Raw genomic sequence first — 20,861 nt, forward strand, 5'->3', positions numbered from 1 at the left:
GGGGTCCATGCTTGAACGACTCGCCCCCATTGGCAGAGATCCCGAGACCGGCGGCTACCTGCGCGACGCCTGGTCGGACGCCGACCTGGAGCTACGCGAGTGGTTCGCGGGCGAGGCCACCAGCAGGGGGCTCGACCTGCGCGAAGACCGCAACGGCAACCTGTGGGCGTGGTGGGGGAGCCCGTCGCGCGAGCGCCCCGGCGTGGTGACGGGCAGCCACCTCGACTCCGTCCGCCAGGGCGGCGCCTATGACGGGCCGCTCGGCGTCGTGTCCGCCTTCGCCGCGCTCGACCTGCTGAAGGAGCGGGCCGTGACGCCCTCGGTGCCCGTGGGCGTGGCCTGCTTCACCGACGAGGAGGGCGCCAGGTTCGGCGTGCCGTGCATGGGCTCGCGGCTGCTCACCGGCGCGCTCTCCCCCGACCGCGCGCTCGGGCTCACCGACGACGACGGCGACACCCTGGCAGATGTGCTGCGCCGGGCCGGGCGCGAACCCCACGAGACCGGCCGCGACGACGAGACGCTGGCCACCGTCGGCACCTTCGTGGAGCTCCACGTCGAGCAGGGCCGCGGGCTCGTGACCGAGGGCCGCCCCGTGGGCGTGGCCGGGGCGATCTGGCCGCACGGCCGCTGGCGGCTCGACTTCCGCGGCCGGGCCGACCACGCCGGCACCACCCGGCTGGCCGACCGCGACGACCCGATGCTGCCCTTCGCCCGCATGACGCTGGCCGCCAGGCAGTCGGCTCAGCGGCTCGGCGTGGTGGCCACCGTCGGCAAGGTACGCGTCTCGCCCGGCAGCGCCAACGCCATCCCGGGCCTGGTCAGCGCCTGGCTCGACGCGCGCGGGGCCGACGCCGCGGCCGTGCGCGAGCTGGTCGGCGAGGTGAGCGGCGAGGCGAGCGAGGTGCGCGAGGAGTCCTGGACGCCCGAGGTGGTCTTCGCCGAGGCGCTGCGCGACCGGCTGGCCCGGGTGGCCGGGGGCGACACGCCCGCGCCCATCCTGCCCACCGGCGCCGGGCACGACGCCGGAATCCTCGCGGCGGCGGGTGTCCCGAGCGCCATGTTGTTCGTCAGGAACCCCACCGGCGTGTCCCACTCACCCGGAGAGCACGCCGAGCGGGCAGACTGCGAGGCGGGAGTGGTGGCACTCGCGGAGGTGCTGGAGGATCTGTGTCGCTGACCTACTGGTGCGAGCGGGCCTGGCTGCCCGATGGGGTCGCCGGCGACGTGCTCGTGGAGATCGACGGCGCCAGGATCACCCGCATCGAGCAGGGCCCGCCCGGCGACGCCGAGCGGCTGCCTGGGCTGACCGTCCCCGGCCTGGCCAACGCCCACTCCCACGCCTTCCACCGCGCGCTGCGCGGCGTCACCCAGGAGGGCAAGGGAGACTTCTGGACCTGGCGCGAGCGGATGTACGAGGTGGCCGCCCGGCTCGACCCCGAGTCCTACCTGCGCCTGGCCACCGCGGTCTACGCCGAGATGGCCCTTTCCGGAGTGACGTGCGTGGGCGAGTTCCACTATCTGCACCACGACCGTGACGGGCGGCCGTACGAGGACGACGACAACGCGATGGGCCACGCCCTCGTGCGCGCCGCCCGCGCCGCCGGGCTGCGCATCGCGCTGCTCGACACCTGCTACGTGTCGGGCGGCATCGGCGCCCCGCTGGCCGGCCCGCAACTGCGCTTCAGCGACGGCGACGCCGAGCACTGGGCGGTCAGGGCCGAACGGCTGGAGGCCGCCTACGGCGGGCAGCCCGACGTCGAGATCGGCGCCGCCATCCACTCCGTGCGGGCGGTGCCGCCCGAGCAGATGCAGGTCGTGGCCGAGTTCTCCCACCGCCATGCCGCGCCCCTGCACATGCACGTCTCCGAGCAGCGGGCCGAGAACGCCGCCTGCGTCGAGCGCTACGCCGCCACGCCCGTCCAGGTCCTGCACGAACGGGGGGCGCTGGGGCCGCGCTCGACCGCGGTGCACGCCACCCACCTGACCGACGTGGACATCGAGCTGCTCGCGCAGTCGGGCACCTACATCTGCATGTGCCCCACCACCGAACGCGACCTCGCCGACGGCATCGGCCCGGCCAGGACGGCGGCCGACCGGGGCGCGCGCATCACGCTCGGCTCCGACAGCCACGCCGTGATCGACCTGTTCGAGGAGGCCAGGGCGGTCGAGCTGAACGAGCGGCTGGCCAGCGAGCGACGCGGGCACTGGCGCGCCGCCGACCTGCTGCGCTCCGCCACGGTCGAGGGGCACACCTCGCTCGGCTTCCCCGACGCGGGCCTGCTCGTGCCCGGCGCGTGGGCGGACCTGGTGACGCTGCGGCTCGACTCCGTACGCACGGCCGGCGCTCCCGACCTGGAGGCCGTGGTGTTCGCGGCCACGGCGGCCGACGTGCACTCGGTGGTCTCCGGCGGGCGCCGCGTGGTGACCGACGGCCGCCACGTGCTCGGCGACGTGGGCCGCATGCTGATCCGGGCGATCGGGGCGGTGACAGGACCCGAGACGGGGGCCGCGACAGGGCCTGTGACAGGAACGACGACGGGAACGACGACGGGAACGACGACGGGGACGGCGTCAGGGGCGGAGACAGGCGCGGCGATGGGAGAGCGGCGATGACCACGACGCTGATCGACGGGATCGGGCTGCTCTACACCGGCGACCCCGAGCGCGAGGAGATCCCCGGCGCCGCGCTCGTCGTCGAGGACGGCCTGGTCGCCTGGACCGGCCCCGCCGCCGAGGCTCCCGACGCCGACGTGCGGGTGGACGCCGGTGGGCGGGCCGTCATCCCCGGGTTCGTCGACAGCCACGCGCACCTCGTCTTCGCCGGTGACCGGACGGCCGAGTTCCAGGCGCGCATGTCGGGGGAGGCGTACACGGGGGGCGGCATCAGGACCACGGTCGCGGCCACCCGCCGGGCGAGCGAGGCCGAGCTGGCCACCCGCGCGCGGGCCCTGGTCGGCGAGATGCTCGCCCAGGGCACCACCACCGTGGAGATCAAGAGCGGCTACGGGCTGTCCGTCGAGCACGAGCGGCGCTCGCTGGAGATCGCCACCGGGCTGACCGACGAGACCACCTTCCTCGGGGCCCACGTGGTGCCGGCCGGCATGGACACCGACTCCTACGTGCGGCTCGTGGCCGGGGAGATGCTCGAAGCGTGCGCGCCCTACGCGAAGTGGGTGGACGTGTTCTGCGAGCGCGGGGCCTTCGACGGGGACCAGACGCGCGAGATCCTCACGGCCGGGCGCAAGGCCGGGCTCGGGGTGCGCGTGCACGCCAACCAGCTGACGGAAGGGCCTGGGGTGCGGCTGGCCTGCGAGTTGGGGGCGGCCTCCGCCGACCACTGCACCCACCTGACAACGGCCGACGTGGACGCGCTGGCCTCCTCGGGGACGGTGGCGACGCTGCTGCCGGGGGCCGAGTTCTCCACCCGCTCGCCGTACCCCGACGCGCGGCGGCTCATCGACGCGGGCGCGACCGTGGCGCTGGCGACCGACTGCAACCCCGGCTCGTCGTTCACCTCGTCGATGGCGTTCTGCGTGGCGCTGGCCGTGCGCGAGATGCGGATGACGCCGCTGGAGGCGATCAGGGCGGCGACGTACGGCGGGGCACGCGCGCTGCGCCGTAGGGACGTAGGCTGGTTGCGGCGCGGGGCCCGTGCGGACCTCGTCGTCCTCGACGCTCCCTCCTACGTGCACCTGGCCTACCGGCCCGGCGTTCCCCTCGTTCACCAGGTGTTTCACCGTGGTCTCCTCCTTGAGGAGGACATCCAGAACCATCCCGCAGACGTAGTGCTTTAGGGAATCTTTGCCCCTGCCCGGACGTTGGCCGGGTAAGTATGCAGCTGCGGAACGAGGTGCCTGGGGATGGCAAGGCCTACGGGGAGTCGCACGCAGGAGCAGCACGTCGCTGATCGCGATCTGCTGGGGACATATCTGGCCGAGATCGGCCGGGTCCCGCTGCTCACGGCTGAGGAAGAGGTGGAGCTCGCCAAGCGGATCGAGGCGGGCCTGTTCGCCGAACAGCTGCTCGACAGCGGGGGCACGGAGCCGCGCATCGGGGACGCGGCCGACGAGGAGCTGGAGCGGCTGGCCATCTCGGGCCAGCGGGCGAAAGACGAGTTCATCCAGGCCAACCTGCGCCTGGTCGTGGCGGTGGCCAGGAAATACTCCGGCCGGGGGATGCCGCTGATCGACCTGGTCCAGGAGGGAAACCTGGGGCTGGTCCGGGCGGTGGAGAAGTTCGACTACCGGCGGGGATACAAGTTCTCCACCTACGCCACGTGGTGGATCAGGCAGTCGGTGGGCCGGGCCATTCACGAGCAGGCCCGTCCCGTACGCCTGCCGACCCACGCCGGCGAGCAGATGACCCGGCTGATGCGGGTGCGGCGCGACATCCTGGCGGAGTTCGACGCCGAGCCGACCGACGACGATCTCGCCGAGATCCTCGACCTGCCCATCGAGCGGGTGCGTGAGCTGCGGCGCTGGGCTTCCGACCCGGTCTCGCTGCAACTCGGCGTCGGCGACGAGGACGAGACCGAGCTCGGCGACATGATCGCCGACGAGACCTGGGCCGATCCCGAGCAGCAGGCCATCGACATCCTGGAGCGGGAGCGGCTGGACCAGTGGCTCACCGGGCTCGAAGGTGTCACCAGCGAGATGCTGCGCTGGCGTTACGGGCTGGTCGACGGGCGCGAGCACACGCTGACCGAGGTGGGTGAGCGTTACGGCATCGGCCGTGACCGCGCCCGCCGCATCGAACGCGACGCCCTGGCCCGGCTGCGCAAGATGGCCACCGCGGCCGCCTAGACCGCTCGCGGTTCCGGGGGGAGCCGTGCGGAGGTTCGGGGGGTGGGCCGCCAGGGCCCGGGGGCGTCAGGTTCGGGGCGTCAGGTTCGGGGTGGGTCAGGTTTTGCGGGTGATCCGCGACTTTCCGGGCGGGTCGTAAGCTCTCGGGCATGCATGTCGAGACGTTGCGCCGCTATCCGGTCAAGTCGATGCTGGGGGAAGAGCTCGCCGAGAGCGCGGTGAGCGAGCGGGGGTTCGCGGGAGACCGGGCTCGGGCGGTGCTCGACGTCGCCACGGGGAAGATCGCCAGCGCCAAGAACCCCCGCCTCTGGCGCGGGCTGCTGGCGATCGAGGGCGCGCGGGCGCCGGGTGACGCGGAGCTGTCGGAGCTGCTCGGGCGCGAGGTCAGGCTGATCGACGTGCCCCCGGAGGGCGCTCACCTCGAACGGTCGGTGCCCGAACGGGTGCTCGCCGACGGCATCGAGGCCGAGGTGCCCTACACCACGACCGTGCTCGGCTCGGGCTCGCCCGAGGGCACGTTCTTCGACTTCGCGCCGATCCATCTGATCACCACCTCCACCGTCGAGCGGATCGGCGCGCTCGGCCCGCGCGGGCGCGTCGAGGCGCTGCGCTACCGGCCCAACCTGGTGATCGCGACGGAGCCGGACGGCTTCGTGGAGAACGACTGGGCCGGGCGCGAGCTGCACGTCGGCGCGGAGGTGGTGCTGCACGTGATCGTGGCCAGCCCGCGCTGCGCCGTGCCGACGCTGGCGCACGGGTCGCTGGAGCGCGACGCCGACGCCCTGCGCACCGTGGCCAGGCACAACCGGGTCACGGTCTTCGACCTGGAGAACCAGGCCTGCGCGGGCGTCTACGCGCGAGTGCTCCGCCCCGGCCTGATCAGGAAGGGCGATCCGGTACGTCTCGCGTGACCGGCGTCACTTCGCGAGCGGCGCCAGGTACTTGTCCAGGTCGTCCAGGATCTTGCCGGCGGCCGTGACGCCGATCCCGGTCATCCAGATCTCGTCGTCCACGTTGTGCGCGTTGCCCGACTTGACCGCCTCCAGGTTCTTCCACAGCGGCCCCGCGGTGACGGTGGCCTGCGACTTGGCCGCCGCCTCCCCGTACGCGGTGTAGAAGACCGCGTCGGCATCGGCCTTGGCGATGTTCTCCTGGCTCAGCTTGCCGAAGCGCTTGTCGTCCTGGTCGGCCAGCTGCTGCGCCTCGGGCCTCGGGATGCCGGCGTCGCCCACCACGATGCCGCTGAACGACTCGGGGCCGTACATGCGGATCTCGGTCGGCATGAACCGCACGATGCTGACCTTCAGCTTCGAGAACTTGGCGCCCACCTCCTTGGCCCGCGTCTCGTACGCGGACAGCAACTGCTGGGCCTGCTCCTTCTTGCCCAGCGCCTCGGCGTCGAGCAGGAAGTTGTCCTTCCAGGTGATGCCGACCCGCTCGGTGAACACGGTGGGGGCGATCTTGGCGAGCTTGTCGTAGAAGGCGGCCTGGCGGAACTTGCTGCCCAGGATGAGGTCCGGCTTGAGCGCCATGATGGCCTCGATGTTGAGCTGCTGCAGCGTGCCCACGGGCTTGGTGTCCGCCAGCGCCGGGCCGAGGTATTCGGGCCAGGTCTGGTTCTCCTGGGCCTGCGCCGCGCCGACGGGGGAGAGACCGAGCGAGACCATCGTGTCGAGCTTGTCGGTATCGAGGACGATGACCCGTTTCGGCGTCATGGGCACCTTGGTCTCACCCATGGCGTGCTTGACGGTCCGGGTGGGCCCCGCTTCCTGGGACGCGGTGGTGCCGCTCCCGCATGCGGTGAGGACTAACACGGGCAGCATGGCAGCGACGGCCAGGCGAAGGCGCATGGGCATTCCTTGATCGTTAGGTTAGGCAATCCTAAGTATGACATGTCCGATTCAGTGTTACCCAAATGCGCGGAGTGAGATGTCCGAAACCTAGTCGAAACACCCGTGTGGCGAGATTCACAGATGTGAAACACGCCTGGTCGAGCCACGAAACCCCGGCCGAACACGCTGTGGCCACACGTCACATGTAAGGAGGGTCGCGTCGTGAAGATCGATAGCGGCACGACTGCCTGGATGCTCGCGGCCACCGCGTTGGTGCTGTTGATGACTCCGGGCCTCGCGTTCTTCTACGGGGGCATGACCAGGGCCAAGAGTGTCCTGAACATGATGATGATGTCGTTCGGCGCCATCGTCACCGTAACCATCACCTGGATGCTCTTCGGGCACTCCCTGGCCTTCACCGACAACCCCAGCTCAGCACTCAACAACTTCGTCGGCGGCTTCGACGCGCTCGGCCTGCAGAGCCTGGTGGAGACCGCGACGAAGGACGACGGCACCGGCATGCCGAGTCTCGTCTTCTCGGCCTTCCAGATGACGTTCGCCATCATCACGGTCGCCCTGATCAGCGGTGCCATCGCCGACCGGGCGAAGTTCGGCGCGTGGATGCTGTTCAGCGTGATCTGGGCCACGGTCGTCTACTTCCCCGTCGCCCACTGGGTGTGGGGCACCGGCTGGCTCAACACCATGGGCATCGAGGACTTCGCGGGCGGCACGGTCGTCCACATCAACGCCGGCGCCGCGGCGCTCGCCCTGGCCCTGGTGCTGGGCAAGCGGCAGGGCTGGCGCAAGGAGCCGATGCGGCCGCACAACCTGACCCTGGTGCTGCTCGGCGCGGCGCTGCTGTGGTTCGGCTGGTTCGGCTTCAACGCCGGCTCCGAGCTGGCCGTGGACGGCACGGCGGGCCTGGCCTTCCTCAACACCCAGGTCGCCACCGCGGTCGCCGTCGGCGCATGGCTCGTGGTGGAGAAGCTGCGTGACGGCCACGCCACCAGCCTCGGTGCCGCCTCCGGCGCGGTGGCCGGTCTGGTCGCCATCACCCCCGCCTGTGGTTTCGTCGACCCCTGGGCCGCGATGGTCATCGGCCTGCTGGCCGGCGCGATCTGCGCCTACGCCGTGGGCCTGAAGTACAAGCTCGGCTACGACGACTCCCTCGACGTGGTCGGCGTGCACCTGGTCGGCGGCGTTGTTGGTGCCGTCTCCCTTGGCTTCCTGGCCGCCTACCCCTTCCTCGACCAGCAGAGCGAGGGCCTGTTCTACGGCGGCGGCTTCGGCCAGCTCGGCCTTCAGGTGCTCGGCCCCGTCGCGGTCGGCGGTTACTCGTTCATCCTCACATGGGTGATCGGCAAGATCATCGACAAGACGATGGGCTTCCGCATCTCCACCGAGGACGAGGTCACCGGCATCGACATCACCTCGCACGCCGAGACCGGGTATGACCTCGGCACCGTTCACGCCTCCGGCGTGAGCTCCCCCAACGGCCCCGTCACCGCTCCCGCCACGAAGAAGGTGGACGCATGAGGCTCATCACCGCCATCATCAAGCCCTTCAAGCTCGACGACGTGAAGGCCGCGCTCGAACAGTTCGGCATCAAGGGAATGACCGTCAGCGAGGCCAGCGGCTACGGCCGCCAGCGCGGCCACACCGAGGTCTACCGCGGCGCCGAGTACCAGGTGGACCTGGTGCCGAAGGTGCGCCTCGAGGTCCTCGCGGAAGAGGACGACACCGAGGACGTGATCGACGTCATCGTCAAGGCGGCCCACACCGGCAAGATCGGCGACGGCAAGGTCTGGTCCGTGCCGGTCGACACCGTCATCCGTGTGCGCACGGGAGAACGGGGTCCGGAAGCCCTGTGACGTCGGAGACGCGAAGCCCTGACAACGGCGTCAGGGCGGAGCACGACAGGGGTTCCACGACGGATCCGCGGCGATGCCCGGACAAGGGGGTCCGGGCGGAGCTCGGCAAGGGGGCACAGCAGTGAGGGGAGAGGCCCGTTCGTACGCCGCGGCCCGCAAGGAGCGGGGCGCGGACACCGACCGCTGGCTGAAGGATCTCTTCCGCACGGCGAGCGACGGCGAGCACGTCTCGCTCGTCGCCGTCGGCAGCCTGGGAAGGGGTGAGCTGGCACCCGGCAGCGACCTCGACCTCGTGCTGCTGCACAACGGCCGGGCCGACGTGGCCAGGATCGCCGACCGGATCTGGTATCCGATCTGGGACTCCGCGGTCAACCTCGACCACTCCGTACGCACGGTGGACGAGGCCGTGTCGGTGGCCAGGCAGGACCTCAAGGCCGTGCTCGGCCTCATCCAGGCCAGACACGTGGCCGGCGACCCCGACCTGACCAGGAAGGCCAGGGAGTCGGTGCTGGCCGAATGGCGCGCCGACTCCAGGCGCAGGCTCGGCGAGCTGCGCGAGGCGGCCGACAAGCGGGCCCAGGCCAGCGGCGAGCTCGCCTTCCTGCTGGAGCCCGACATCAAGGACGGACGCGGCGGGTTGCGCGACGTCCAGGCGATGCAGGCCGTGGCCGCCGCCTGGGTCGCCTCGGCGCCGGGCCCGCGGGCGCGGGAGGCGTACGAGTTCATCCTCGACGTGCGGCACGCGCTGCACGTCGTCACCGCCCGCGGCACCGACCGGCTGGTTCTCCAGGAGCAGGACGCGGTGGCCGGGCTGCTCGGGCTGCTGGACGCCGAGGCGCTGATGCGCCGCCTGGCCGAGGCCGGCCGCACTGTCTCCCACGCCTTCGACGCCACCTGGCGCACCGTTGACAGGCTGCTGTCAGGACCGGCGCCCCGTGGCCGCCGCCCGCTGGCCGACGGCGTGGTCGAGCACGGCGGCGAGGTGGTGCTGGCCAGGGGCGCCGACCCGCGCAAGGACCCCGTCCTGGTGCTGCGCGCCGCCGCCGCAGCGGCCGACTCCGGGCTGCCGATGGCGCCCGCGACGGTGTCCGTACTCGCAGCTCAGTCGGCTCCGATGCCGGTGCCGTGGCCCGAGGAGGCCCGCGACGCGCTGGTGTCGATCCTCGGCGCGGGCCGCGCCGCCGTGCCCGTGTGGGAGGAGCTCGACCAGGCGGGCATTCTTGTCAAACTGCTTCCTGACTGGGAGCGCGTACGCCACCGCCCCCAGCGCAACCCGATCCATCGCTTCACGGTCGACCGGCACCTGATCGAGGCCGCCGCGAACGCGGCCGGCCACACCCGTGAGGTCTCCCGCCCCGACCTGCTGCTGATCTCCGCGCTGCTGCACGACATCGGCAAGGGCTGGCCCGGTGACCACTCGGCGACCGGCGAGGTCGTGGTCCGCGACATCGCGACCCGGATCGGCCTGCCCGCCCACGACATCGACACGCTCGCCGTCGTCGTCCGCCACCACCTGCTGCTGCCCGAGACCGCCACCCGCAGGGACCTCGACGATCCCGTGACGATCGAGAAGGTCGCCGCCACGGTCGGCACCCGCGAGGTGCTCGACCTGCTGGCCGCGCTGGCGGTCGCCGACGGCAACGCGACCGGTCCCGCCGCCTGGAACGCCTGGAAGGCGGGGCTCGTCGCCGACCTGGTCCGCCGGGTCAGGTCGGTGCTGTCGGGCTCGCCGCCGCCCCAGCCGCCCACCCTCTCGCCCGAGCAGGCCGGGCTGGCCCGCCACGGCGGCGGCGCCGTCCGGGTCAACGGGGGAGCGGTCACGGTCGTCGCCCCCGACCGGGTCGGGCTGCTGTGGAGCGCCGCCGGGGTGCTGTCGGCCCACCGGCTGGTCGTGCGCTCGGCCTCGTCGGCGTCCGCGGGCTCCACGGCGGTGATCGAGTTCTCCGTCATCCCCGAGTACGGCTCTCCGCCCGACCCCGCGACGCTGGAGGCCGATCTCCGGCTCGTCCTTGCCGGCCGTCTTGACATCGAGCAGCGGCTGGCCCGCCGCACCCGCGCGCTCAGGCCGCCCCGCGTACCTGTGGCCCCACCTCGGGTGACACTGGTCGACGACGCCTCCGCGACCGCTACCGTGGTGGAAGTCAGGGCCCATGACAGGCCGGGACTGCTGTGGCGCATTGGACGTGCGTTCGGTGAGTGTGGTCTTGACGTGAGGGCCGCTCGCGTGGAGACTCTCGGCGCGGAGGCGGTGGACGTCTTCTACGTTGTGGACCGCGCTGGTCGCCCCCTCAGCGACGACGCGCAGAGGGCTCAAGTCCGCGATCAAGTCCTGGCCGCACTGCGATAACCAACAACACATCGACTACGGTCACGTTTGTAACGATTGTGTCCGATATGACTGTTAAGTCAGTTGCTGCGGATACCTTGTGGACGGCTTATGGCCCGTGGCGGACGGGACGATTGAGGGGTAGCGGGAGCGGTGACAACGGGGAGTGCGGGAAGCGACCCAGCCACACGAAGGGACCGCGGGCAGCGGTCTCTGCCACGGCTGGGGCTGCGGAATTGGCGCGTGAGATGGCGGCTGACCGCCCTGATCCTGGTGCCCACCATCGCCGGCGTCGTGCTCGGGGGAGCGCGCGTCGTCGGGTCGGTCCAGAGCATCGGCGTCTACGACCGCACGGCCACCGCGGCCGAGCAGGCCGGACGCATCCGTGACCTGGTGCAGGCCATCGGACTCGAGCGCGACACGGGCGGCTGGATCGGCGCGAGCCGCTCGGTGCGCAAGGCCCTGGCCAACCCGTACGCACAGCGCAAGGCGTCCGTCGACACCTTGATCAAGACCGTCAGAGCCGACCTTAACACGATGGACGACTCTTATGGACCCCGTGTGGTCAAGGCGGTCGAACAGGCGAAGTACGACCTGGGCCGGCTCCCCAAGATCAGGACCGAGGGTCAGGTCAACACCATCCGGTACGACTTCCTCACCGACACCCTGCTCAAGCTGCACGACGAGCTGGCCCTGATGTCCGACGACTCCCAGATCGTCGGCCAGTTCCGTGCCCTGAGCGCGCTCGCCTCGGCCAAGGAGGAGATGTCCAAGCAGCGGGTGAAGCTGCTGCAGGCCTCCTACGAGACCAGGCGGGTCGGCGCCAAGGACGTCGAGGAGTTCATCGCCTCCAACGCCCGCCAGCAGCGCGACATCGCCACCGTCGGCGCCGAAGCAGGCGTCGAGGTCGGCCTTGAGCTGTCCAAGGCGCTCACCTCGAACAACGACTACGTCAACGTCCAGCTCACCAAGTCGCGCGCGGTCACGCTGGTCAGCGGCCGGCAGCCGGGCGCCACGATCACCGACAACCTGATCTCCGCCAACGCCGAGCGCGACCAGTGGTTCAAGCAGAACACCAACGCCATCGAGGTGCTGCACGGCATCGAGAAGCAGATGGCGGACAAGGTGAACCTGCGCAGCCAGGAACTGCGCCAGTCCGAGATCCGCAGCGCGATCGTCGCGGGCGCCCTGATCCTCGGGCTGCTGCTGCTCGTCCTGCTGCTCACCGTCGCCATCGCCCGCTCCATGGTCGGCCCGCTGCGCCGGCTGCGCACCGAGGCGCTGGAGGTGGCCGGCTTCCGGCTGCCCGACGTGGTGCACCAGCTGCGCGTCAGCGGTGACTCGGCCGTACGCGACGTGCAGCCGATCGAGGTCGAGGGCAACGACGAGATCGGTGAGGTGGCCAGGGCCTTCGACCAGGTGCACCGGCAGGCCGTACGCCTGGCGGGCGAGGAGGCCGAGCTGCGCAGCAACATCAGCTCGATGTTCGTCAACCTCTCGCGCCGCACGCAGACGCTGGTCGAGCGGCAGATCTCGCTGATCGACGGCCTGGAGAAGGGCGAGCAGGACGGCGGCCGGCTGGCCGACCTGTTCAAGCTCGACCACCTGGCCACCCGCATGCGCCGCAACTCCGAGAACCTCCTGGTCCTGGCCGGGCACGAGGCCACCCGCAGGCGCAGCCAGCCGGCCAAACTGGTCGACGTCGTCCGCGCCGCGCTGTCGGAGGTCGAGGGCTACGAGCGCGTCCAGGTCAAGGTGCACCGGGCCACCTCCGTGCTCGGCAGCTGCGCCAACGACCTGGTCCACCTCGTCGCCGAGCTGGTCGAGAACGCCATCCAGTTCTCCCCGAGCAACTCCCAGGTCACGGTCACCAGCAGCCTCATCGAAGGCGGCGGCGCGCTGCTGTCCGTCACCGACTCCGGCATCAGCATGACCGAGGACGAGCTGGCCGAGGCCAACCGCCGTCTGGCCGAGCCGCCCGTGGTGGACGTGTCGGTCTCCCGCCGCATGGGCCTGTTCGTGGTCGGCCGCCTGGCGCTGCGCCACGGCATCAGGGTGCAGCTGCGCAAGGGCGACGGCAGCGGTCTGATCGCCATGGTGCTGCTGCCTCCGACGCTGATCGCCGACGGGACGCAGCAGCAGCCGCTGCCGCAGCGGCCGGCGTTCGGCGGCGGCACCGTGCCCGGCCAGCCCGCCGCTTCCGGCACGGGGGCTTCGGGGCCGAACGGGCTGGGTGCGCAGAACGGGACGTTCCGGTCGTTCGCCAGCTTCGACTCCTTCGAGATCGGGCAGGTGCCGCGGCCTGGCGGCTACGACAACGGGCAGCCCAGGACGGGCGGGCTCGACAACGGGCAGCCCAGGCCGGGCGGCTTCGACGGCGGCCAGCCGCGTCGTGGCGCCTTCGAGGCGGGGCCCGCGCCGCGCCCCGGCTCCGCCGACAACGGGCGGCCCCGGCACGCGGCCCCGCCCTCCGGCCAGGGGCCCGGTTCTTTCGACAGCAGCTCCTTCGGCAGCGGCTCGATCGACAGCGGCCCGTACGACAGCGGCCCCGGCAGGACGGGCCCCGGCACGTTCGACACCGGCCCCGCCCGGCGGCCGGGCCCGCGCCAGGACGACAACGCGCAGGGGACGCCAGGGCCCGCGTTCGGCACGTTCGGCTCCGACCCGGGCCGCCCGGGGGCGGGCGGCTTCACCGCCGACACCGACGGCGGCTCTTACCGCAGGCAGCAGGGCACGTTCGACTCAGGAAGCTACCCTTCGTACCCCGGCGCGGGTTCTCCGCGATCTGGTAGTGGCGCGTTCCAGACGCCGCCGCCGGCGCCGTCGTACTCGACGAACGACGTGCGCGGGCCGGGCCGGACTCCGTCGGTCGACATGTCGCCGATGGAGCAGGAGCAGGAGGAGTACCTGCCGATCTTCGCCTCGGTGGAGTCGGCCTGGTTCCGCCGGCCGCCCGCGGAGACGCCGCCCCAACCGGCGGGCACCGGTGAGGCCACACCGGCGCAAGCCGTACCCTCTGGGGAGGAAGCGTGGCGTACGGCCGCGGACGCCGGATGGCGTGCGGCGGCCGCGGCCAGCGAACCGAGTCTCGGCGGCGTCACCGCCGCCGGGCTCCCCAAACGGACCCCGAAAGCCAACCTGGTGCCGGGCACGGCGAGCCGGCCCGCACAGGCGCAGCAGCCCCAGCGGCAGGCTCCCGCGCCCCCGGTCTCAGCCGACCGGATGCGCTCCAGGATGGCCGGCTACCAGCAGGGTGTGCGACGGGCCCGTCAGGAAGTACACGGACAGGAGGAACAGAGTGAGTAAGCGTCCCGCCGGGGAGGATGCGTGACAACCCTTAGCCATGAGGCGCACAAGTTCGACTGGCTGATCACCGACTTCGTGCGTAACACCCCAGGTGTCGCGCACGCCGTCGTCGTCTCGGCCGACGGGCTCTGCCTGGCCGCCTCGGAGGGCTTCCCGCCCGACCGGGCCGACCAGCTCGCCGCGGTCTCCGCGGGTCTGCTGAGCCTGACCGTGGGTGCGTCCAGGGTGTTCGAGGGCGGCGCGGTGACGCAGACCGTCGTCGAGATGCAGCGTGGCCTGCTGCTGGTGATGGCGATCAGCGACGGCTCGGTTCTGACGGTGCTGGCGGGTCCGGATTGTGACATGGGCCTCGTGGCATACCAGATGACGTTGCTGGTAGACAGAGCGGGACAAGCGCTGACACCGGCCCTTCGTGCGGAGCTTCAGGCCGCCAGGTCCCGGTGATGTGATGGAACTGATGGGAGAGGGCCGTGTACGGCACTGACGGCACCGGGGACGAAGAGCCCCTGTTCCGTCCTTACGCGGTGACCGGCGGCCGTTCCGAGCCGCGTTATCACCTCGCCATGGAGACGTTGATCTCGTCCATGTCGATCCCGGACGACGAGATGGCCATGCTCACCCCCGAGCAGGAGGCCATCATGCAGCTGTGCAGGTCGTTCCGGTCGGTCGCCGAGATCTCGGCCCTGCTCCGCGTCCCGCTGGGCGTGGCCCGGGTGCTCGTGGCGGACATGTCCGACGAAGGGCTTGTCCGCCTGCACCAGCCACGCCTCAGCCAGGGACAGCCAGATCTCAACATGCTCGAAAGGGTGCTCAGTGGACTACGCAGGCTCTAGCCCCGGCCTCACGTCGACGAAGATCGTCGTCGCGGGCGGGTTCGGCGTCGGGAAGACGACGTTCGTGGGGGCGGTGTCGGAGATCCTCCCGCTCACCACGGAAGCCGTGATGACCGACGCGTCCGCGGGCATCGACGACCTGGGCATGACGCCGAACAAGCAGACCACGACCGTGGCGATGGACTTCGGCCGCCTGTCGCTCGACCGTGACCTGATCCTCTACCTGTTCGGCACCCCGGGTCAGCACCGGTTCTGGTTCATGTGGGACGACCTCGTCCGCGGCGCGATCGGCGCGGTGGTGCTGCTCGACACGCGCCGCCTGGCCGACAGTTTTCCCGCCATCGACTACTTCGAAGAGGCCAAACTGCCGTTCGTCATCGGGGTCAACGGCTGGGACGGGCAGTTCCCGCACTCCGACGGCGAGGTCAGGGAGGCACTCGCGCTCTCGCCGCACGTGCCGATCGTGCGCACCGACGCGCGCAGCCGCGAGTCGGTCAAGGCGACGCTGATCTCCCTGGTGGAGCACGTCGTACGCCTGCGCGCGGCCCCCGTACGCTAGCCCGCCGCACCGCGCCGGGGCGTGGACGCCGGCCCGCGGTGTCGGCGTCAGGATGAGGTCGCGCGGCGGTTGATCAGGGCCTCGATGCCGTCGAGCACGCGCTCCAGCCCGAACTCGAAGGCGTGCTCGGGGCTGTAGGCGGCGTTGAACGCCTCGCCCGCCGACTGCCCGACCCTGGAGGCCACGGAATAGCGGCCGGCGTCGGCGATGCGGCTGAGGAAGGGCGCGTGCGCGGCCCACCACTGCTCGTCGGTCAGCCCGGTCACGCTCTCCGCCTGCGCGGCCTCCACCGCGCCCCTGGCCGCCCCGTGCACGAAGCCGGTGATCAGCGTGATCACCGAGTCCATCTCCACGTCCGTCAGGCCGATGCCGTCCACGGCGCGCAACTCGTAGTCGTACTTGGCCGTCACGTTGGGCCCGAGCGGCGGGCGGCTGGCCGCCACCTGGAGCAGCCACGGATGGCGCAGGTAGAGGGCCCAGTTCTCCCTGGCGATCCGGTCGAGCGCGCCCCGCCAGTCGCCGGGCACGTGCTCCGGCCTGGCCGTCTCGCCGTACACCGTGTCGAGCATGACGTCGAACAGCTCCGGCTTGCCCGGCACGTACGTGTAGAGCGACATCGTCCCCACGCCCAGCCGCTCGGCCACGCGGCGCATGGACAGCGCCTGGAGGCCCTCGGCGTCGGCCACCTCGATGGCGGCGCGCACGATGCGATCGACGTTCAGCTCCGGCCTGCCCTTGCGGCTGGCCCGCTCGCTGGTGCGCCAGAGCAGCGCCAGGCTGCGCGCCGGGTCGCCTTTTCCGGAGTACTCGACTGTCATCTTCGTACGGTACACCGTACGGTTGCCGTTCTCCACCGTATGGCGTACGGTACATCGTACGCTATCGACGGGAGGCGGCATTGTCAGCGGTATGGGCGCGCGACCTGCGCAAGACGTACGGCGAGCAGGCGGCGCTGGACGGCATCGACCTCGACGTGGGCCAGGGCACGGTGCACGGCCTGCTCGGTCCCAACGGCGCGGGCAAGACCACGACCGTCCGCGTCCTCACCACGCTCCTGCGCCCCACCGGCGGGCGCGCCGAGGTGGCCGGCTTCGACGTGGTCCGGCAGCCCCGCCAGGTACGCCGCAGCATCGGCCTGGTCGGCCAGCACGCCGCGGTGGACGAGATCCTGACCGGCCGGCAGAACCTGGAGTTGTTCGGCCGCCTCTACCACCTGGGCCCCGCCGAGGCGCGGGCCAGGGCGGAGGAACTGCTGGAACGCTTCGGGCTGGAGCACGAGGGGCCGGCCAAGGAGTATTCAGGCGGCATGCGGCGCCGGCTCGACCTCGCGGCAGGCATGATCCTGGCGCCGCCCGTGCTGTTCCTCGACGAGCCCACCACGGGCCTCGACCCGCGCAGCCGCGCGGAGATCTGGCGGGCCGTGCGCGACCTGGTCGCCGGCGGCACCACGGTGCTGCTGACCACCCAGTACCTGGAGGAGGCCGATCACCTCGCCGACCGGATCTCCGTGATCGACGCGGGCCGGGTGGCGGCCGAGGGCACGCCGGACGAGCTCAAGGCCAGGCTCGGCGGCGACCGGCTCGACGTGGTGATCCGCGACCCGGAACGGCTGGCCCAGGCCGCCGAGATCGTCGGCCGCGCGGCGTCAGGGGCTGTAGCAGGGGCGGTGGAGGCCGATCAGGACACGCGGCACGTGAGCGTGCCGGTGCGCGAGCGCGTCCAGGCGCTCACGGAGGTCCTGGTGGCGCTGTCGGCGGCCGGGATCGAGGCCGAGGACGTGGCGGTGCGCCGCCCGACCCTCGACGAGGTCTTCCTGAGCCTGACCGCCGGAGGTGACGGCAGATGAACACGGTCTCGCTCGGAAGGGGAGCGGCGGATGAGGACGATCTCGACGGCGGGCGGTGGCGCATGAGCGCGAGCTCGCTGCGCTGGGCCCTGGTGGACGGCTGGTCGGTGGCCCGCAGGGACCTGATCCACTGGGCGAACCAGCCCATGACGGTGGTGTTCGGGGTGGTCTTCCCCGTGGTCATCACGCTGGCCTTCGGCTACCTGTTCGGCGGCGCGGTGAAGGTGCCCGAAGGGGCCGACTACTTCGCCTTCCTCATGCCCGGCATGTACGGCATGACGATGCTCTTCGGCCTGAGCGCCACCATGATCGCCGTCGCCACGGACGTCTCGAAGGGCGTCACCGACCGCTTCCGCTCCATGCCCATGGCGCCTTCGGCCGTCCTGATCGGCCGGGCCGTCGCCGACCTGCTCAACTCGGTCCTCGTCCTGGCCGGCCTGCTGGCCTGCGGCCTGGCGGTCGGCTGGCGTCCGGCCACGTTCTCCGGCGCGCTCGGCGCGGTGGGCCTGCTGCTGCTCCTGCGTTTCTCGCTGCTGTGGGCCGGGATGTACCTGGGGCTGCTCACCAGGGATCCAGGCGCGGCGGTGGCGGTGCAGACCCTGGAGTTCCCGATCGGCTTCCTGTCCAACGCCTTCGTCGCCCCGGACACGATGCCGGGCTGGCTGGGGGCGGTCGCGGAGTGGAACCCGCTGTCGTCCACGGTGGCGGCGGCCAGGCAGCTGTTCGGCAACCCGGGCTGGGGCGGCGACTCCTGGGTGGCGCAGCACGCGGTGCCGATGGCCGTGGTGTGGCCGCTCGTCATCACGGCGCTGTTCTTCACCCTGTCCGTCCGCCGGTACCAGCGTCTCGACCGGTGAACTACGCCTGCCCGTGGCGGTAGAAGGCGACCGGCTCCGGCGGCAGGGGCGTGTTGCCGAGGATGAGGTCGGCGGACTTCTCGGCCAGCATCATCACCGGCGCGTAGATGTTGCCGTTGGTCACGTACGGCATGGCCGAGGCGTCCACCACCCGCAGCCCGTCCAGGCCGTGCACCCGCATGCTCTGGGGATCGAGCACCGACATCTCGTCGGTGCCCATCCGGCAGGTGCACGACGGGTGCAGCGCGGTCTCGCCGTCCTTGGCCACCCAGGCCAGGATCTCCTCGTCCGTACGCACGTCGGGCCCGGGTGACAGCTCGCCCCCGTCCAGGTCCGCCCAGGCGGGCTGGGACAGGATGGCCCTGGCGTGCCTGATCGCCTCCACCCACTCGCGCCGGTCCTGCTCGGTGGACAGGTAGTTGAAGCGCAGGGCCGGCTTGCGGCGGGGATCGGCGGAGACGACGCGCACCGAGCCGCGCGCGTCGGAGTACATCGGGCCGATGTGCACCTGGTAGCCGTGTCCGCCGGCCGGGGCCGAGCCGTCGTAGCGGACGGCGATCGGCAGGAAGTGGAACATCAGGTTGGGGTAGGCGACGTCGTCGTTGGAGCGGATGAAGCCGCCGGCCTCGAAGTGGTTGGTGGCCCCTGGGCCGCGTCTGCGGAAGAGCCAGTCGGCACCGATGAACGGGCGGCGCCACATGGCCAGCGAGGGCTGCTGCGAGACCGGCTGCGTACACGCGTGCTGGATGTAGACCTCCAGGTGGTCCTGGAGGTTCTCCCCGACGCCGGGCAGGTCGTGCACCATCTCGATGCCCAGGGGCTCCAGCAGGGCGCGCGGGCCGACCCCGGAGAGCTGGAGGAGCTGCGGGGTGTTGATCGCCCCGCCGCACAGGATGACCTCCCCGGCCTCGATGCGCTCGCCGTCGCACAGGACACCGGTGGCGCGGGTGCCGTCGAAGAGCACCTTCTCCACGAAGGCGCGGGTCCTGACGGTCAGGTTGGGGCGGCGGCGCACCGGGTGGAGGTAGGCGCGGGCGGCGCTGAGCCGGCGGCCGCGGTGGATGTTGCGGTCGAAGGCGGCGAAGCCCTCCTGGCGGTAGCCGTTCACGTCGTCGGTCAGGGGGTGCCCGGCCTGCTGGACCGCCTCGAAGAACGCCTCGAACAGCGGCCCGCGCGCCGGGCCGCGCTCCAGCTTGAGCGGGCCCTCACCGCCGCGGAACTCGGTGCCGGGGTCGGCCAGGCAGTTCTCCATCTTCTTGAAGTACGGCAGGCAGTGGGCGTAGTCCCAGTCCTTCATGCCGGGATCGCCGGCCCAGCGCTCGTAGTCGAGCGGGTTGCCGCGCTGGAAGATCATCCCGTTGATGCTGCTCGAACCGCCCAGCACCTTGCCGCGGGCGTGGTAGACGCGCCGGCCGTTCATGTGGGGCTCGGGCTCGGACTCGTACTTCCAGTCGTAGAAGCGGCTGCCGATGGGGAACATCAGCGCGGCCGGCATGTGGATGAACACGTCCCACAGGTGGTCGGCCCGGCCGGCCTCCAGCACCAGCACCGAGGTCGAAGGATCGGCGCTGAGCCGGTTGGCCAGGGCGCAGCCGGCCGAGCCGCCGCCCACGATGACGAAGTCGAACCTCAACGGGGAATCCAGTCCTTCCACACGATCTTGTTCTCGTCGACCCACCGCTCAGCGGCCTCTTCGGCGCTCATCTTCTCGTTGATCATGTCGCTGGCCACGGCGTTCTGGTCGTCGTTGGTCCAGTTGAAGTTGCGGACGAACTCGTACGCCTTCCCGCCGGTCTCGGCGAACCGCCTGCTGACGATCTTGTCCAGCAGGTACGGCGGATAGTCGCAGGCCACCTTCGCCGCCGTGTCGTCGCAGCCCACCGCGTAGGGAGGCAGTGAGACCTTGACGAGCCGGATCTTGGTGAACAGCCATTGCGGTTCGTAGAAATACATGAGCAGCGGCGTCCGGTTCTTCGTCGCCTCCTGCGCGGCCTTGATCAACGCGGCCTCGCTCCCGGAGTAGACGACCTTGTAATTCAGTCCGAGGTTCTTGATGATGGCCTCGTCATTCGTCACGAAGGTCGGATCGCCGTCCAGAACCTGTCCGGCGGTGCCAGTTTTCTCGGTCCGGAAAAGGCTAGAGTATTTATTGAGGTTTCGGTAGTCCGTAATGCCGGGATACCTTTTGGCCATCCACTCGGGGATGTACCAGCCGATGACCCCTTTGTTCCCCGTGAGGCCCGCCGACAGTGCGACCTTCTTCTGCTCGATGTAGGTCTTCTTCAAGTCGTTGTGACCCCAGCTCTCCACGATCACGTCGACCTTGCCGGATTCGAAATCCTTCCAGGACTGGTCCTCTTTCACTGGGCGCTTGTTGACCTTGTAGCCCAGCTCCCGCTCCAGCAGGTGCGCCATGACGGCGGCCTGGGCCTCGTAGCCCGCCCAGGCGTGGATGTCGATGTTGACCGTCCCCTTGGCCTGGGCGGCGGTCTCGGGTTCGGCGCCCGAGCAGGCCGTCAGGAGCAGGATCCCCGCGAGGGGCCCAGTGAAGGGCAGGGCGGCGAGCTTCTTGGTTCGCATCATCAGAGGTCTCCGGGAACGCGCGGCCCCAGGGGCGGGGCCGCGCGGT

Annotated in this window: 18 protein-coding genes; 14 read left to right on the plus strand and 4 right to left on the minus strand. The window is 71.0% G+C overall.

The genetic code is table 11. The features are described 5' to 3' along the window. The first annotated feature begins 7 nt into the window (after positions 1 to 7). From AB0C28_RS35015 to AB0C28_RS35035, 5 genes are all read left to right on the plus strand, one after another. Entirely contained in the window at positions 8 to 1,177 is a 1,170-nt protein-coding gene (locus AB0C28_RS35015; RefSeq protein WP_358080070.1) for an allantoate amidohydrolase, read from the plus strand. After that, positions 1,168 to 2,613, plus strand: a complete 1,446-nt coding sequence (locus tag AB0C28_RS35020) for a formimidoylglutamate deiminase (RefSeq protein WP_358080071.1) — start codon at positions 1,168 to 1,170, stop codon at positions 2,611 to 2,613. Before AB0C28_RS35015 ends, AB0C28_RS35020 begins: the two co-directional genes overlap by 10 nt. Beyond that, positions 2,610 to 3,794 carry an imidazolonepropionase gene (gene hutI / locus AB0C28_RS35025; RefSeq protein ID WP_357857770.1) on the plus strand — a complete coding sequence of 395 codons (1,185 nt, stop codon included), beginning with the start codon at positions 2,610 to 2,612 and terminating at the stop codon, positions 3,792 to 3,794. Before AB0C28_RS35020 ends, hutI begins: the two co-directional genes overlap by 4 nt. A 66-nt stretch (positions 3,795 to 3,860) precedes the next feature. Continuing rightward, positions 3,861 to 4,802 (plus strand): sigma-70 family RNA polymerase sigma factor, encoded by a 942-nt coding sequence (locus AB0C28_RS35030; protein WP_106248319.1) that lies wholly within the window; start codon positions 3,861 to 3,863, stop codon positions 4,800 to 4,802. Between the two features lie 149 nt (positions 4,803 to 4,951). Then, on the plus strand, positions 4,952 to 5,713 hold the full coding sequence (locus tag AB0C28_RS35035; protein ID WP_358080072.1) for an MOSC domain-containing protein: 762 nt from the start codon (positions 4,952 to 4,954) through the stop codon (positions 5,711 to 5,713). A 6-nt stretch (positions 5,714 to 5,719) separates the two neighbouring features. Here the strand turns inward: AB0C28_RS35035 and AB0C28_RS35040 are convergent, their stop codons facing one another. Then, positions 5,720 to 6,652 (minus strand): iron-siderophore ABC transporter substrate-binding protein, encoded by a 933-nt coding sequence (locus tag AB0C28_RS35040; protein WP_357857776.1) that lies wholly within the window; start codon positions 6,650 to 6,652, stop codon positions 5,720 to 5,722. A 204-nt stretch (positions 6,653 to 6,856) separates the two neighbouring features. Between AB0C28_RS35040 and AB0C28_RS35045 the strand changes: the two genes are divergently transcribed. The 7 genes from AB0C28_RS35045 to AB0C28_RS35075 all read left to right on the plus strand — a co-directional run bounded on the left by AB0C28_RS35045 (position 6,857) and on the right by AB0C28_RS35075 (position 15,529). After that, positions 6,857 to 8,170, plus strand: coding sequence for an ammonium transporter (locus AB0C28_RS35045; RefSeq protein ID WP_357857779.1), 1,314 nt, complete (start codon positions 6,857 to 6,859; stop codon positions 8,168 to 8,170). Continuing rightward, on the plus strand, positions 8,167 to 8,505 hold the full coding sequence (locus AB0C28_RS35050) for a P-II family nitrogen regulator (RefSeq protein ID WP_020546578.1): 339 nt from the start codon (positions 8,167 to 8,169) through the stop codon (positions 8,503 to 8,505). The genes AB0C28_RS35045 and AB0C28_RS35050 overlap by 4 nt, the downstream gene beginning before the upstream one ends. Before the next feature lie 121 nt (positions 8,506 to 8,626). Then, a complete protein-coding gene (locus AB0C28_RS35055) occupies positions 8,627 to 10,852 on the plus strand; it encodes a [protein-PII] uridylyltransferase (RefSeq protein WP_357857782.1) in 2,226 nt (741 codons plus the stop codon). 222 nt (positions 10,853 to 11,074) lie between these two features. Then, on the plus strand, positions 11,075 to 14,137 hold the full coding sequence (locus AB0C28_RS35060; protein WP_358080073.1) for a nitrate- and nitrite sensing domain-containing protein: 3,063 nt from the start codon (positions 11,075 to 11,077) through the stop codon (positions 14,135 to 14,137). Between the two features lie 21 nt (positions 14,138 to 14,158). Next, positions 14,159 to 14,581, plus strand: coding sequence for a roadblock/LC7 domain-containing protein (locus tag AB0C28_RS35065; protein ID WP_106248327.1), 423 nt, complete (start codon positions 14,159 to 14,161; stop codon positions 14,579 to 14,581). 26 nt (positions 14,582 to 14,607) lie between these two features. After that, the gene (locus tag AB0C28_RS35070; protein ID WP_106248329.1) at positions 14,608 to 14,970 is read left to right on the plus strand and encodes a DUF742 domain-containing protein; all 363 of its coding nucleotides are present in this window, start codon (positions 14,608 to 14,610) and stop codon (positions 14,968 to 14,970) included. Beyond that, positions 14,951 to 15,529, plus strand: coding sequence for an ATP/GTP-binding protein (locus AB0C28_RS35075; protein WP_346104744.1), 579 nt, complete (start codon positions 14,951 to 14,953; stop codon positions 15,527 to 15,529). The genes AB0C28_RS35070 and AB0C28_RS35075 overlap by 20 nt, the downstream gene beginning before the upstream one ends. A 47-nt stretch (positions 15,530 to 15,576) precedes the next feature. On the opposite strand, the gene AB0C28_RS35080 is transcribed toward AB0C28_RS35075, so the two are convergent. Beyond that, positions 15,577 to 16,347 (minus strand): TetR/AcrR family transcriptional regulator, encoded by a 771-nt coding sequence (locus AB0C28_RS35080; protein WP_357857790.1) that lies wholly within the window; start codon positions 16,345 to 16,347, stop codon positions 15,577 to 15,579. Between the two features lie 80 nt (positions 16,348 to 16,427). Here AB0C28_RS35080 and AB0C28_RS35085 point away from each other — a divergent pair, with 80 nt between their 5' ends. Together AB0C28_RS35085 and AB0C28_RS35090 are read left to right on the plus strand one after the other, a co-directional pair. Further along, positions 16,428 to 17,375 carry an ATP-binding cassette domain-containing protein gene (locus AB0C28_RS35085; protein ID WP_357857792.1) on the plus strand — a complete coding sequence of 316 codons (948 nt, stop codon included), beginning with the start codon at positions 16,428 to 16,430 and terminating at the stop codon, positions 17,373 to 17,375. A gap of 62 nt (positions 17,376 to 17,437) precedes the next feature. Continuing rightward, positions 17,438 to 18,232, plus strand: coding sequence for an ABC transporter permease (locus AB0C28_RS35090; RefSeq protein WP_357858107.1), 795 nt, complete (start codon positions 17,438 to 17,440; stop codon positions 18,230 to 18,232). 1 nt (position 18,233) lies between these two features. On the opposite strand, the gene betA is transcribed toward AB0C28_RS35090, so the two are convergent. Next, complete coding sequence (gene betA, locus AB0C28_RS35095; RefSeq protein WP_357857795.1) at positions 18,234 to 19,865, minus strand: choline dehydrogenase; 1,632 nt, start codon at positions 19,863 to 19,865, stop codon at positions 18,234 to 18,236. Then, positions 19,862 to 20,815, minus strand: coding sequence for an ABC transporter substrate-binding protein (locus AB0C28_RS35100; protein WP_358080074.1), 954 nt, complete (start codon positions 20,813 to 20,815; stop codon positions 19,862 to 19,864). Before AB0C28_RS35100 ends, betA begins: the two co-directional genes overlap by 4 nt. Between the last annotated feature and the right edge of the window lie 46 nt (positions 20,816 to 20,861).

It is taken from the genome of Nonomuraea sp. NPDC048892, from assembly GCF_040649735.1.
Classification (GTDB): domain Bacteria; phylum Actinomycetota; class Actinomycetes; order Streptosporangiales; family Streptosporangiaceae; genus Nonomuraea; species Nonomuraea maheshkhaliensis.

Excerpts from the sequence above, each read along its gene's own strand:
- AB0C28_RS35015 (WP_358080070.1), top strand. The coding sequence starts at position 8 with ATGCTTGAACGACTCGCCCCCATTGGCAGAGATCCCGAGACCGGCGGC.
- hutI (WP_357857770.1), top strand. The coding sequence starts at position 2,610 with ATGACCACGACGCTGATCGACGGGATCGGGCTGCTCTACACCGGCGAC.
- AB0C28_RS35030 (WP_106248319.1), top strand. The coding sequence starts at position 3,861 with ATGGCAAGGCCTACGGGGAGTCGCACGCAGGAGCAGCACGTCGCTGAT.
- AB0C28_RS35035 (WP_358080072.1), top strand. The coding sequence starts at position 4,952 with ATGCATGTCGAGACGTTGCGCCGCTATCCGGTCAAGTCGATGCTGGGG.
- AB0C28_RS35040 (WP_357857776.1), bottom strand. The coding sequence starts at position 6,652 with ATGCGCCTTCGCCTGGCCGTCGCTGCCATGCTGCCCGTGTTAGTCCTC.
- AB0C28_RS35050 (WP_020546578.1), top strand. The coding sequence starts at position 8,167 with ATGAGGCTCATCACCGCCATCATCAAGCCCTTCAAGCTCGACGACGTG.
- AB0C28_RS35080 (WP_357857790.1), bottom strand. The coding sequence starts at position 16,347 with ATGACAGTCGAGTACTCCGGAAAAGGCGACCCGGCGCGCAGCCTGGCG.
- AB0C28_RS35090 (WP_357858107.1), top strand. The coding sequence starts at position 17,438 with ATGAGCGCGAGCTCGCTGCGCTGGGCCCTGGTGGACGGCTGGTCGGTG.
- AB0C28_RS35100 (WP_358080074.1), bottom strand. The coding sequence starts at position 20,815 with ATGATGCGAACCAAGAAGCTCGCCGCCCTGCCCTTCACTGGGCCCCTC.